Origin of the sequence: Aquimarina megaterium XH134, from assembly GCF_000520975.1 — a bacterium.
GTDB lineage: Bacteria > Bacteroidota > Bacteroidia > Flavobacteriales > Flavobacteriaceae > Aquimarina > Aquimarina megaterium.
Map to the genome: position 1 here is coordinate 1 of NZ_JACB01000061.1, position 15096 is coordinate 15096.

Annotated in this window: 7 protein-coding genes; 3 read left to right on the forward strand and 4 right to left on the reverse strand. The window is 34.0% G+C overall.

What is annotated here, in order from left to right:
• On the reverse strand, positions 1-3246 hold a 3246-nt coding region (locus tag Z053_RS0124730), incomplete at its 3' end, for a S8 family serine peptidase (RefSeq protein WP_035096771.1).
• A 746-nt stretch (positions 3247-3992) separates the two neighbouring features.
• Here Z053_RS0124730 and Z053_RS0124740 point away from each other — a divergent pair.
• Positions 3993-7418, forward strand: a complete 3426-nt coding sequence (locus Z053_RS0124740; RefSeq protein WP_025667647.1) for an amidohydrolase family protein — start codon at positions 3993-3995, stop codon at positions 7416-7418.
• 979 nt (positions 7419-8397) lie between these two features.
• On the opposite strand, the gene Z053_RS0124745 is transcribed toward Z053_RS0124740, so the two are convergent.
• Positions 8398-9264 (reverse strand): bile acid:sodium symporter family protein, encoded by an 867-nt coding sequence (locus Z053_RS0124745; RefSeq protein ID WP_025667648.1) that lies wholly within the window; start codon positions 9262-9264, stop codon positions 8398-8400.
• 196 nt (positions 9265-9460) lie between these two features.
• On the opposite strand from Z053_RS0124745, the gene Z053_RS0124750 reads away from it, so the two are divergent.
• Together Z053_RS0124750 and Z053_RS31665 are read left to right on the forward strand one after the other, a co-directional pair.
• A complete protein-coding gene (locus Z053_RS0124750; RefSeq protein WP_025667649.1) occupies positions 9461-9691 on the forward strand; it encodes a hypothetical protein in 231 nt (76 codons plus the stop codon).
• 23 nt (positions 9692-9714) lie between these two features.
• A complete protein-coding gene (locus Z053_RS31665) occupies positions 9715-9873 on the forward strand; it encodes a hypothetical protein (protein WP_160170146.1) in 159 nt (52 codons plus the stop codon).
• 156 nt (positions 9874-10029) lie between these two features.
• Here Z053_RS31665 and Z053_RS0124760 read toward each other — a convergent pair whose 3' ends face one another.
• Both Z053_RS0124760 and Z053_RS0124765 read right to left on the reverse strand, forming a co-directional pair.
• Positions 10030-11625, reverse strand: coding sequence for a solute:sodium symporter family transporter (locus Z053_RS0124760; protein ID WP_231389135.1), 1596 nt, complete (start codon positions 11623-11625; stop codon positions 10030-10032).
• A 153-nt stretch (positions 11626-11778) separates the two neighbouring features.
• The gene (locus tag Z053_RS0124765) at positions 11779-15090 is read right to left on the reverse strand and encodes a VCBS repeat-containing protein (protein WP_152538393.1); all 3312 of its coding nucleotides are present in this window, start codon (positions 15088-15090) and stop codon (positions 11779-11781) included.
• Positions 15091-15096 lie beyond the last annotated feature (6 nt).

Genomic DNA, 15096 nt, shown 5'->3' on the forward strand with positions numbered 1-15096 from the left:
TGTAGAAGCAGTCCAGGATAAATCTGCTGTTGTTGCTCCAATATTGGAAGCTGCTAAACTTGCCGGAGCACTTGGTGCTTGGGTGTCGGGTGTTGTAGAAATGATCTTTACATTATCGATAGCTATATCACTACTCCATCCTGATCCTGTAGTTGCTTTAAATTGTAACTTGATTACAGATCCAGAATAGGAAGTAAGTGCAACAGTAGCTTGGTTCCAAACATCTCCTTGACTACCATTCTTTGACCATATAGAAGTATATGTAACTCCATCATCAGTACTTGCCAAAACTTCCATATTACCCATAGCAGTTCCCTGCATATGATATCCAAATTCTAATGATCCATTAGGAACTCCTGTTAAATCTATACATGGACTGTTTAATAAAGCTACTTTATTTGGACTACCCGCTGGAGTAACATTAGTCGAAGCTTCGGTATACAGATAGAATGAACCATCTTGCCCACTTGCAGGACCAGTACCGTTAGATGGGGTCCCTCCTGAATCTCGGGTCCAATCGATATCATCACCTGTAGCATTGGTCCAAACTCCTAAACCAGATTCGAAACTCTCACTATATGGAAAACTACTAATCCCAGCACAGGCTGGAGTAGCTGTAGTAGTAATATTGGCAACATTACTGTTTCCTGATACATTACCTGCTGCATCTTTAGCTTTTACAGTAAAACTATAGGCTGTTGAAGCAGTAAGACCCGTAACATTAAAACTAGTTGTGGTTGATGTTCCTATACTACTTCCTCCCTGAAAAATCTCATATCCTGTAACTCCTATATTATCTGTAGAAGCAGTCCAGGATAAGTCTGCTGTTGTTGCCCCAATAGTAGAAGCTGTTAAATTTTCCGGAGCACTTGGCGCCTGCGTATCAGGTGTTGTAGAAATGATCTTTATATTATCGATCGCTATATCACTACTCCATCCTGATCCTGTAGTTGCTTTAAATTGTAACTTGATTACAGATCCAGAATAGGAAGTAAGTGCAACAGTAGCTTGGTTCCAAACATCTCCTTGACTACCATTCTTTGACCATATAGAAGTATATGTAACTCCATCATCGGTACTTGCCAAAACTTCCATATTACCCATAGCAGTTCCCTGCATATGATATCCAAATTCTAATGAAGTATTTGTAACTCCTGTTAAATCTATACATGGACTGTTTAATAAAGCTACTTTATTTGGGCTACCTGCCGGAGTAACATTAGTCGAAGCTTCGGTATACAGATAGAATGAACCATCTTGCCCACTTGCAGGACCAGTACCGCTAGATGGGGTTCCTCCTGAATCTCGGGTCCAATCGATATCATCACCTGTAGCATTGGTCCAAACTCCTAAACCAGATTCGAAACTCTCACTATATGGAAAACTACTAATCCCAGCACAGGCTGGAGTAGCTGTAGTAGTAATATTGGCAACATTACTGTTTCCTGATACATTACCTGCTGCATCTTTAGCTTTTACAGTAAAACTATAGGCTGTTGAAGCAGTAAGACCCGTAACATTAAAACTAGTTGTGGTTGATGTTCCTATACTACTTCCTCCCTGAAAAATCTCATATCCTGTAACTCCTATATTATCTGTAGAAGCAGTCCAGGATAAGTCTGCTGTTGTTGCCCCAATATTAGAAGCTGCTAAATTTGCCGGAGCACTTGGTGCCTGTGTATCTGCGCTTACTACAACCCCGTTAACAATCAATGAAAAATCCTGAGAGCCATTAGTTAGAGTTCCTTTGTGAGTAACTGTAACGGTATATGTTCCTGCAGTTAAAACAGCATCTATTTTTTCGACATTATCTCTAAAATTATCACCTTTTTGAGCAGGATCCGTATAGTTATTAAAACTTCCGTTTGGTACCATTACCCAAGGAGAATAAGTAGTATTGTTACCAGTCACACGAACATCCAGGTCATTTACCAATACAGGTGTATTTCCTGAACCTATTGCTCCTGCGGGGTCATTCCATACGATAGTCAAAGCTAATGGGGTAGATCCATTAGAAATAATAGTTCTGGTATATGTACTTCCGTTATTTAAAGTTAACTCATCCATAATAGATGTGTTACCATTATTAGTGATCACCTGGGCAGCTCTTTCTGCATTCACCAGCCCCCATCCACTTGCAAAATCTGGACCATCATTAGCTCCCATTTCATCAGCAGTATCAATAATCAATCCTTTAGCTGTAGCAGCCCTCATATACACTCCATTAATATTTTTATAGTGCTCTTGTAACAAAGCAATAGTACCTGCAGTTGCCGGAGTAGACATCGAAGTACCGCTCTTAGTACCATAATCTGTATTATTAGCACTATCAGAAGAATATACCGTAGTACCATTATTAGTAATATCTGGTTTAATTCTCCAATCATCAGAAGGACCGTAGGAACTAGATGAAGACATACTTACAGAAGAAGGTCCTGTATAGTTTAGTACATCATTACAATTTCCGACAACCAGTAAATTCTTTGCGAGCTGGTTTGTTTTTACTACTCCATAATTATTCCCACTATTTCCCGCAGATTTACAATGCAGGTAAAATGGAGCATTATGAGTGACTTCATCCATATCGCGGGCAGTAGCGTCATAAACACCTGCCGAGCCACTCGGAGTATTAGAGTTATTAGCCAAAATTCCTCCGGCAGCTGCAAATGAAGCAGCTTCTGTTACCATCCCAGAAGCTGTATAGTTTTTTATAGTTGCTCCAGAAGCCATTCCTCTGGCAGCAGGATCGGTACCACTGGCAATTAATGTACCTCCTGTATGTGTCCCGTGACTGGTAACAGATCCCCCATCACCTCCATTAGAAGCTCTGCCTCCAAATTCCTGATGAGACGGTCTGGCATAACCACTTTCCCAGACACCTATTTCGATACCAGCACCAGTAAGATTGAGGCCAGATGAACCTCCTGCCCAAATTTTATTTGTACGTCCAGAAGCAGCAGCATCAACATTATCATCATATGCATAAATGGCTTCACCTTTTTCATTAAAAGAATAAAAAACTCCTAATCGACCATCTGCAGTGGTCTTAGTAAGAGGAACTTTTTGGTTAGCAATTTTGGCCTTATTGGCATTATTTACATTATTAGACCTGTCAACAATGCTTTGTAAGGCTTGTAAATTGGTCTGCTTTTTAATATTCTCTCGGTCATTCTGATTTTGTGCGTTAACGAATATCGAAAACAACAAAAAAGGAATAAGGAGGAATATGCTCTTCCTTGATTTCATGAGTTGAGTTTTAATTAATTAAGATTGTGTGTATAGAAAAATTAGTTTAAGATTTTTATCAGAAAAATCTTTTATGTCTAAAAAGACATTCGGTTCGGGGAATCATGATCTTCGTTTGGTTACTTCTGGTTTTTTGAGTATTCATAGGTTTTAATTTGGTTACTAATTAAAATGACTGTGTCTATTTATTATGACGTATTAATCATAATCACCCCCTAGTTCATTATTTTTTTTATTTAAATAAAGCTTTTACTATCAATAGATTATAAACCACCACCACAAACTACATCTATCCTGAAGGTAGTTTATCATTTTTCTTAAACTGAATTCATTTTTTTATAAAAATGCTATGTGTTTTTATAAAGCTGTAATCCAGTTTTTCTCTTTCTACATTTAGAAGTGTAAAATTGTAATAAATGATAGTATATAAATTTAGAGATGAAGGTATTTCTCCGCTTGTCATAAGCTTGTGTAGATTTGTGGTTAATAATGATTCAAAAATACTTTCTTATCATCATTCAAATTCTCGAATTAATCAACCCAAATCCTGATATTTATCAATTGTTTTTTTGATAAATGTCAGTTTAATGGCTTCATTAAAGATGATTTTTCTAATTTATTATTAGAGAACTTAAAAAGGTAAATACATTTCACAAAACTTTAGTATTTAGGGTTTTGAACAAGAGCAGAGTCCATTAATTTATTGTTTATATTTACTTTTCAAAATAATTCAACATTCACAATCAATGAATTCACACATCACTCTAAGGGTTACTTCCCTATTTTTATTTTTATGTACGCTCACTACATTTTCTCAAAATGCTAAAAAGGAAAAAGATTCAATCAAAAAAGCAACTAAGGAACTTCCTTTAGAGCCTGAACGTACAATATCTTTTACAACCGATCAGGGAACCTGGATTTCGCTAGATGTAAGTCCGGATGGAAAAACTATTGTTTTTGATCTTATGGGTGATATTTATTCTATTCCAATTAGTGGTGGTAAAGCAACACAAATTACTAGTGGTATGGCATATGATGTACACCCCAGATATAGCCCTGATGGTAAGTCTTTGGTTTTTATCTCAGATAAAAGTGGTTCTGATAATATCTGGACTCTGGATCTTGCTACCAAAGAGGATAAACAGATTACCAAAGAAGAAAAGCACAATTTCTTTTCTGCAGAATGGACTACCGATGGCGAATATATTGTAGGGGGTAAAGGCCGTAGAAATATTAAATTACATATTTATCATAAAGAAGGTGGTTCTGGTGGTCAATTGTTTGAAAAACCTAAGGATATCAAAGCCATTGATCCTGCTTTTAGTGCAGATGGTAAAGTATTGTATTTCTCTCAGCGTAAAGGTTCGTGGAACTACAATGCTCAATTACCACAATACCAAATAGGTACTTATGACATGGAAGATGGTGATATGGCGGTAATAACCTCTCGATATGGTTCTGCTTTCACTCCTACTTTATCTAATGATGGCAACTGGTTGGTGTACGGTACTCGTTTTGAAGAAGAAACCGGACTTGTATTACGAAACTTAAAAACTGGAAAAGAACGATGGCTAGCATACCCTGTTCAACGAGATGAGCAAGAATCGATTGCTCCTCTGGGAGTGCTTCCGGCTATGTCATTTACTCCTGACAATAAGAACCTAATTGTTTCGTATGGTGGAAAAATATATGCTGTTTCTGTAGAAAACAATACTGCCAAAGAAATCCCTTTTCAGGTTAATGTAAACCTTGACCTAGGACCAAAACTAGCTTTTAAATACCCTATAAAAGATACTGAAAATGTATTGGCAACCCAAATTCGTGATGCTAAACCGTCACCAGATGGTTCTAAACTGGTATTTACCGCGTTGAATCGGTTATATGTAATGAATTTACCAAATGGTACTCCCAGGCGTTTAACTACAAATAATTTTACAGAAGCACAACCTACCTGGTCTCCCGATGGAAAACATATCGTATTCACTACATGGAAACAAGGAGGTGGTCATTTATTTAAAGTAAGTCATGATGGTCGCTCTGCACCTGTACAATTAACCAAACAACCCGGTATTTATACAAAACCTTCATGGTCTTATTCTTCAAATAGAATTGCATTTCATCGAGGAGTAGCTCAGACATATGATGATGCAATTGATCCATTTTCAAATAGAGCCCAAGAAGATTTAGTATGGATAAATGCTAATGGAGGTATTATCAATATGATTGATAAAACAAAAGGAAGGCAAAGTCCTCATTTTACCAAAATAGATAATCGCATTTATTTAAGTAGTAATGAAAAAGGGTTAATTTCTATTCGCTGGGATGGATCTGATGAAAAAGAGCACCTAAAATTAACCGGAATCACTACTCATGGTTCTCAGGATGTTTTTGGTAAAGATCATCATGAAAATAATATTGATAGTTATATTTCTAGTGCATTACCATCTGCAGAAGAAGGGTGGCGTGATAAAAGTAAAGCTTCCAAGCCTTCAGAAATACAAATCTCCCCAGATGGGAAAACTGCACTCGCTTTAATTAATAACGATATTTATACGGTAATTATTCCTCGATATGGTAAAACACCTTCGGTTTCTGTCGCCAAAGTTAGCGGAGCTGCGTTTCCGGCTATGAAATTAACAGTTATGGGTGGTGAATTTCCTACCTGGTCCTCGAACAGTAAAAAAATACATTGGTCCCTGGGAGCAAGTCATTTCAGGTACGATCTAGAAGCAGGAAAAAAGTTTAACGATAGCATAACTGCGGCCAAGAAAAAAGAAGAAGAACTTAAGGAAACAGAGAAAAAATCTGGTACTACAAAAACAGACAAGAAAGAAGATGAAGAAAAAAAGAAAGATCCAAAATTTGAAGCTGAAGAATTTAAAATTAAAGTAAATTATAAAAAGGATATTCCTAAAGGAACTTTATTATTACAAGGAGGTCATATTGTTACTATGAAAGGATATGATGTTATCAAAAAGGGAGATATTCTTATAGAGAACAATAGAATTAAGGCTATTGGTATTTCGGGAAGCATAACAATTCCTGCAGGTACACAAACCATTGATGTTTCAGGAAAAACATTAGTTCCTGGATTCATTGATACTCATGCCCATATGTGGCCTAATTGGGGTGTACATAAAAACCAGGTGTGGATGTATTCTGCAAATCTGGCCTATGGCGTTACGACTACCAGAGATCCGCAAACCGGTACAACCGATGTTCTTACCTATAGTGATATGGTAGAATCTGGTATGATCCATGGTCCACGTGTATATAGTACTGGTCCGGGAGTTGGGTTTTGGAAATATCAAATCGAAAGCCTGGATCATGCCAAAGATGTATTAAAGCAGTATAGCGAGTATTACAATACCAAAAGTATTAAAATGTATTTGGTGGGCAATCGCAAACACAGACAATGGATCATGATGGCTGCAAAAGAATTAAAACTAATGCCTACTACTGAAGGAGGCTTAGATTTTAAACTAAATATGACTCAGCTTTTAGACGGCTATCCCGGTCATGAACATTCCTTACCTATTTACCCTATCTATAAAGATGTTGTAAAAACCGTAGCAGATTCAAAAATGGCAGTAACACCTACTTTATTAGTATCCTATGGTGGGCCTTGGGCAGAAAATTATTATTACTCACGTGAGAATGTTTGGAGCGATCAAAAAATTCAATATTTCACACCTTATGAAGAATTAGCACAAAAATCCAGAAGAAGACCAGGCTGGTTTATGGAAGAGGAACATGTATTTAAAAAACATGCAGCGTTTATGAAAGAATTGGTAGAAGCAGGTGGTTTAGCCGGAATAGGAAGTCATGGACAATTACAAGGACTCGGATTTCATTGGGAATTATGGTCTGTGGGTAGTGGCGGAATGAAAAATCATGATGCTCTTAGAGTTGCTACAACACTTGGAGCCGAAGCATTGGGATTAGATAATGATTTGGGAAGCATTGAAGTCGGAAAACTAGCCGATATTTTAATTTTATCAAAAAACCCATTAGAAAATATCAGAAACACAAATACATTAACTCATGTAATCAAAAATGGAAGAGTGTATAATGCAAATACATTGGATGAAGTATGGCCAAAAAAACAAAAAGCAGAAACTTTTCATTGGCAAACCAAAAAACCTAATGGATTACCCGGAATTAAGAAGTAGGTATGTGAAAATAGAGTTAATTTCAATAAATATTTGGAAAACAATAAAGAAACTACTAATATTTGCATAACAAAATGAGAAACAATAGACTACATATTAATCCTAAAACATTGTATAAACAATGTGAGTATCGTAGGGTAAATACATTATCCCCACAAAATAGGATGCTATATAGCTATTTTTGATTTTTTTTGAAGTGATTTAAAACTAAACCTAAATATAACTCAAGCGTCCAAGAAATTGGACGCTTTTTTTATTGAATCTTTTTAATGTAAAACAAAGTAAGTACAAAAATCTAGTCGAAATAATCTCACTAAAGAATAGAATTTGATATAAGTAACAATACATTTTGATCTCATAACTCAATAATCCGAATAAATTCAGTAAAAAAATTAGACATATGAATAAAAATTAATTAGCACATAAAAAATACCATTTGGAAAGTAAGCAACAGGGAGACAGACAATTGCAAGAATATCCAAAATCTGTTGAAAAACGGACAAGAACTCCTATATCTAAAAATAAACGCAACATACTGATTATCAATAAAATAAATCAAAAAAATATTTGCTTTTTTAAAAAATGTTTTGATCTTTGCATCGAAACAATTATCAACCTAAATTATTATCAATAGCACATATTTAACTAAAAAATTAAAAAATGACACCAAGTAACTTACAACATATACTAACTCGTTTTTTTATTAAACAATCGAGGTATTGTTCTGTAGTGAACATAAAAGGTGTCTATTATATACAAAAGATAATTATAAGAGTATAACTTATAAACAGATCAAGATATAAAAAAGACGCCCTAATAAGGCGTCTTTTTTTGTTGATAAGGTTCATTGACATATTGAAAAAATTAACGTATAAGGTTCTAATACCAGAACCAATATAATATAGTATGTACTGTAGCACAATGCTAGTATATCCTACTGTCTCTTGGATGTACATCCCGCACTGCGGGATCGGTACTACTAATTTTCCCGGGCATTACTTTTCTTAATACCCAAATAAACAGCAATACCTCCTGTAAAAAACATTAATAAGCTATACACTGCCGGAGCAACTGCAAACGAAGTATTTTTAAGCAAAACAACAGCAATAGTTATTGCTAGAGTTCCATTTTGGATTCCTGACTCTATTGCGATTGAAATAGCTCTTTTATCTTTAATATTAAATAATTTAGCAGAGTAATACCCCACAATCATTGTAATAACATTTAAACATAAGGCAACAATTCCTGCTTGCTGAAAGTAAGACACAATATTATCTTTTTCTTTAATTGTGATACCTGCAATTACAAGTATAAGTACAATGCCAGAGGCTCTTCGAACAGGTTTAGCCATTTTTAAAGCAAATCGTTCATTATATTTTCTAATTAACATACCAATACCTACAGGAATAATGGTAATTACCAATATCTGAACAATAGTTGTTACTACATTCAATTTAATCATTTGTCCCTCTTCCAAAAAATGAAGAAGTGCAAAATTTATAATAAAAGGTATAGTTAAAATAGTAATAAAGCTACTTAATGCAGTAAGAGTAACAGATAATGCTATATCTCCTTTTGCCAAATGAGATATCAAATTAGACGTTGGCCCACCTGGACATGCAGTTAAAATCATAATTCCGATTGCAATCTCGGGTTGAATAGGAAATAAAGATGCTAATGCAAATCCCAATATTGGTAATATTAGTATTTGGTTGGTCAATCCTAACAGTATTGCTTTAGGATATATAAATATTCTTCTAAAATCATCAACAACTAGCGATAATCCCATTCCAAGCATTATAATAATAAGAGATAAAGCTAAAATAATTGTCGATACACTATCCATCTTTTATAGTTCTAATTGAATAAGCAATATAGAAATTTTTGAAGGATATTCTGGTAAAACATCACAAGGAATACGGTATTCCTCAAGCATCTAATTACCATCAATTTAGATCATATCATAATTAACATATAGTATAAAAAAGCAAAAACTGATAAGATAACCTTATCGGCTCTATTAATCTTTAAAAACAATAATCATGAAAAATGATGAATCACAATGGTTTTTGCGTAAAACCACAGAAACAGGAAAGTTCATTGTACAATCTAGAACTATGAGTATTACTCCTCACCTCAAACCAACTAGCGGGAGTAACCACGATAGATATTGTCGCGACATGAGCTATACAGCAAAGAAACGAACAGAGAATTATTCAAATTCTTTTGAAAAAATCAACGCACCTGAGTTTGAATCATTACCAGGCACATAAATAACAATTGAAAATTTAATAATATGAAAACACAACTTACCACTAATAAAGAAAGAAAAATATCAAAAATATTAGCAAAATGGCTTTCTAATTACATTACAGCTATGAGCAAAACTTTATACCCCCCAGAAGTAAAAGGAGTACAAAGTAAAAATGACAGACATCGCATTTTTGATAAATGATAACATAATCTACACAAAATTGAAATTTTAGTGAACAACAAACCCTCATCAGGTTTAATAGGATTACCATAAACGAGGGCTTGTAGTAGTGCCCTGTTACAAATGGGGAAGGTAACAGGGTTTAAATTAGAATTATATCAAAAGGGAATTCTTATTTTATGAAAAATACGTGTAGATAACAATAACTATAATACAAATTGACGCACCTATAGGTACAACATATTTGAATGGACTTATATTTACTTGTCTTGTGTATTCTTGCTTATATTCGTTTTTCATTGGGTATAGTTTACCGATAAGTAACATAATAATTACATTTAGAATAAACAGCAATGCCATTACATGTAAGAAATGCGGATAATCTTCTTCTCCAATCACATATGGTTTTAATATAAACTGGCTAATAATATACAGTATAGAACCAGAGATAAGTCCTATTTTTGCAGCAATTGCCGGAACATGTTTTGTTAGATACCCTACTACAATTATTGTCAAAATCGGAATACTATAAATACCATTTGCCTCTTGCAGGTAACCAAATAATCCATCTGAAGCGTAAACAAGAAGTGGTGCTACAAACATTGATATTATTGCTAAGATAATTCCAAATCGTTTTCCTGCTTTTACAATAGTAGTTTCACTCGCTTCTTTATCAAAATATTCTTTATAAATATCTATCCCAAATAGGGTTACAGAACTATTCAAAGCACTATTAAATGAACTTAAAATAGCTCCAAATAATACTGCAGCAAAAAAACCTACCAAGGATACTGGCAAAACTTTACTTACCAGCATCGGATAAGCTTCATCTGGGTTTTTGAGTGTATCTCCAAACATATGAAAAGCAATAATACCCGGTAACACAACTATAATTGGCCCTAAAATCTTAATAAATGATCCCAATAATAGACCTTTTTGACCTTCTTTTAAGTTTTTTGCTCCAAGAGCTCTTTGAATAATTGCTTGATTGGTTCCCCAATAAAATAATTGCACCAACATCATTCCTGTAAAAATAGTTGTAAAAGGAACCGATGCTTTTTTATCTCCCATTGCATTAAATTTATCAGGATATAAATCAAATAAAACATTAACTCCTTCCGAAATACTACCACTCCCAATATCCCACAATCCAAATAAAGGGATCATTACTCCTCCTATTAATAATCCAATAGCATTAATTGTATCTGATACTGCAACAGCTTTTAACCCTCCAAAAATTGCATAAATTGAGCCTATACTTCCTATTCCCCATACTGTAATCCATAATGCTATTGATTCTGATACTCCCAGAAGTTCTGGTATATTAAACATTGTATTTATAGCCAATGCTCCCGAATATAAAACTGTGGGCAATAAAATAACTGCATAACCTGTAAGAAATAAACCCGAGGTTATTGCTTTGGTTGTTGTATCATATCTTCGTTGCAAAAACTGGGGTACCGTGGTAATCCCTCCTTTTAGATACCGAGGTAATAAAAATATGGCCGTAATTACCATTGCAATGGCTGCAAGTGTTTCCCATGCCATCACCAATATACCTTCTTTAAATGCTGCTCCATTTAGACCTACTATTTGTTCTGTTGATAGATTAGTAAGTAATAAGGAACCTGCAATGACTCCTGCTGTTAAACTTCTTCCTCCCAAAAAGTAACCATCAGAAGATTTTTCATCTGTTTTTGATGTAGATAAGTAAGAAATCACTCCTACCAAAAGTGTAAACCCTAAAAAAGAAATAATACCAATATAATTCATAACTTTATTTTAATCTTCATTTATAACTGCAACATAATTCACTAACAAACCTCAATATCTATGGCAAATGGAATAATGACTACTATTTTACCAATGTGTATCAAAACATTCTTTACACTTTTTTATATTCTTTCATTATTATAATCTCGAAACCTAAGGAGTGTTTTTATTCACTTCTTGAATTCTTACAAACTGTAAATAATCGTTGTTTTTTGCTGCTACAACATATCTAGTAGTATCTGTCTGTAGTATAGCTAAATCTTTTACATCTCCTTGTATGAATAAGCCGCTTTTGGCTGCAGAAATTGGCTTGAATTTTCCTGTTCCATCGCCTTTTAAGAATAATCCGTGCCCGGCATCATTTCTTGGTGTTTCAACTTCTGAAGCATGTAAATTTCCTGCAATAAGAGCATCTATATAACCATCTTCATCAAAATCATCTACCAAAATTTGATTAATCGATGATACTTGAGCTTCTAATGGTAGTTTATGAATGATGAATTTTCCTTCTTTATTTTCGAGATATACACTTGCAAAAGATTTTACTTGATAATGCAGTGATGATTCTAGTGATTTTTTTGTGTATACATCAACTAATGTGGCTTCAGAAAAACTTTCATAGTCTTTAAATTTATGTTTGATCATTGATATTTGATCAGATGAGCATTCTCTTCCTCTTACCGGAAATTGCTTTCCGTCATTATAATAACTAAGTACAATGTCGGCATTACTATCCTTATCAAAATCATTTACATAAATATCAAAAGTTTCTTCTTCTGTAGCTTTGTACTTGTAATTCAATCCGTTATTCCCTAGGATATAATCCATATCACCATCGTTATCAATATCTCCTTGCCCGATACTCCACCACCATCCTGTAGTATCTTTTGTTAATCCCAATTCTTGCGATACTTCTTTAAATCCTTTTCTAATATTTTTGAAAACCCGAATAGGCATCCATTCACCAACAACAATAATATCTAACCAATCATCATTGTCATAATCTGTAATTACAGCACTTGTGGCCATACCCAAATCAATAAAATCTTTTGCATAAGAATCAGTAACATCATCAAATTGTATATTCCCGTTCTGACTATTATTTTTTAACAGATAGCTATGTGCAGGAATTGGGTATTGTTCAGGAACCTGACGTCCTAACACCAGTAAATCTTGCTTACCATCTTTGTCAAAATCTAAAGGATATACTCTCGATCCACTTGTTAACATTTGTGGTAGACTGTTTTTTGATTTGGTAAAACGCCCTCTACCATCATTAATGTATAATCTATCTTGTAATATGTTTGATGTTGGAGAAAATTCATAACCTCCACTCACCACATATAAATCATTATCACCGTCTTGATCTGCATCAAAAAAAACAGCGCCAACATCTTCATTTAATTTATCTTCTTCAAATACCTCTACAATTTGCTTTTCAAATCCGGTTTTATTTTGAAAAAACAAACTTCCCGGTTGTTCTGATGCTCCGCCTACAAAAAAGTCATCTAAGCCATCATTATTTATATCTCCAACTGCCATTCCTGGTCCAAAAGCTGACATCTTATGAGGAAGTAAAACTTGTTTTGAGAAATCATTATAATTATTTTCCTGGTGTTTGTATTCTGAAAAGCCATCTTTTCCTTCTGAAGCAAATAAGACAGTCTCTTTTTTTGATATTGAATTTTCAGGTATTGCATCCTCGTATTTTACTGTCAATTTTTGGTTTACTTCAAGGTTTTTGAATTTTTGAAGTTTCCCATCAGGCCAGACAACTTTTAATTCTTCAATAGTTTTTGATTGATAAACTCCAAAATGTAATTCTGGAGCAACTGATGACTGAAACCCTCTTGATAAAGTGAGTTCTTGCATTTGAGTTTGATCACCTGTTTTGAGATATACTCTATTTCCTAATCCAAATTTATTTTTAATACTTCCATCAAATTGGATAGTGATATAGTTATTTTTATCCGAGCTCTTATTTTCAAAAACTGAAGCATAATCATCAATATTATTTGTAATAATTTCTAAATCTCCATCATTATCCAAATCTGCATATGCAACTCCATTAGAGAAGCCTTCATATTGTATTCCCCAACGTTTATTTACTTTTTCAAAGCTATAATCTCCAACATTACGAAACATGAAGTTATCTATCTTTTCAGAAGGGATCATTAAGCTTCTTTGCAAAAGACTATCTTTCTTGTTTTTTAATTTCTTTAAATTTTCAAAATAGTCGTTATTATTTATTTCTCTTCTGGTACCATTGGTAATGAATAAATCTTTACGCCCATCGTTATCAAAATCTGCAAAAAGAGGTCCCCAGCTCCAATCTGTTGAAGAAGTTCCTGTTATTCTTGAAACATTAGAAAAATGAGGTATTCCGTCATCTACTACTCCCGTATTTAATTGCAAACAGTTATGCATATATTGATAATGAAAACCAGAATTAACCGTGCTCCAGAACAACTTAGGGTTCATACTTGCCATATTTGCTTTTTTACGCCGGTTTTTCTGAGCATCCATATCCACCTGAAAAATATCCAGGTTTCCATCATTGTTATAATCTGCAATATCAGCTCCCATACCAAAAAAAGCAGTATGTGATGTCGCTTGTTTAACTACTTCCCTGAAAGTTCCGTCCTGATTATTTAAGTATAGATAATCTGGGGTACTAAAATCATTAGATACATATATATCTGACCACCCATCATTATTTAGATCTCCTACTGTTGCACTAAGAGTAAGCCCAAAACTCTTTACTCCTGCTTCTTCTGTGACATCAGTAAATCTATCTCCATCATTTCTATATAAATGATCTGTTTCTTTACCGGTTACATTTTTCATCTTAAACCTATAATAGAAATTAGGAGCATTAAATTTTGTGGGAGGATAATTAGCTACATAAAGATCAAGGTCTCCGTCATTATCGTAATCAAAGAATGTTCCCTGAACACTATTTCCAATATCATCGATACCATACTCAGAAGCTCTTTCTGTAAATGTATTATCCCCATTATTGATGAATAACTGATTCATTTTAGAACCAAATTTTCCACCAACAGAGCAGTATATATCTAAAAAACCATCTGCATTAACATCTGTCATGGTTACACCAGTATACCATCTATCATCTCCAACAACACCAGCTTTTATGGTAATATCTTCAAACTTAAGATTACCTTTATTGATATATAATTTATTTGAAACCTGATTTCCTGTAAAATAAATATCTATAAGTCCATCGTTATTAATATCACCTGTCGCAACACCTCCACCCATATATAAATATGAATATGTAAAGTAATTCAAAGAGTCATTCTCGGTAAGATCATTACTAAAATGAATCCCGGTTGATGAGTATTCTAGGTCTGTAAATATTCGATCATCAATTGATGTACTCTTTTGCGAACAACTGGTAAGTACGATCAAACTAACAACAAAAACAAAGCACTTATATATCATATTTTG

Coding starts and splice junctions, on each gene's coding strand:
- Z053_RS0124765 (WP_152538393.1), bottom strand. CDS start 15,090: ATGATATATAAGTGCTTTGTTTTTGTTGTTAGTTTGATCGTACTTACC.
- Z053_RS0124745 (WP_025667648.1), bottom strand. CDS start 9,264: ATGGATAGTGTATCGACAATTATTTTAGCTTTATCTCTTATTATTATA.
- Z053_RS0124760 (WP_231389135.1), bottom strand. CDS start 11,625: ATGAATTATATTGGTATTATTTCTTTTTTAGGGTTTACACTTTTGGTA.
- Z053_RS0124740 (WP_025667647.1), top strand. CDS start 3,993: ATGAATTCACACATCACTCTAAGGGTTACTTCCCTATTTTTATTTTTA.
- Z053_RS0124750 (WP_025667649.1), top strand. CDS start 9,461: ATGAAAAATGATGAATCACAATGGTTTTTGCGTAAAACCACAGAAACA.
- Z053_RS31665 (WP_160170146.1), top strand. CDS start 9,715: ATGAAAACACAACTTACCACTAATAAAGAAAGAAAAATATCAAAAATA.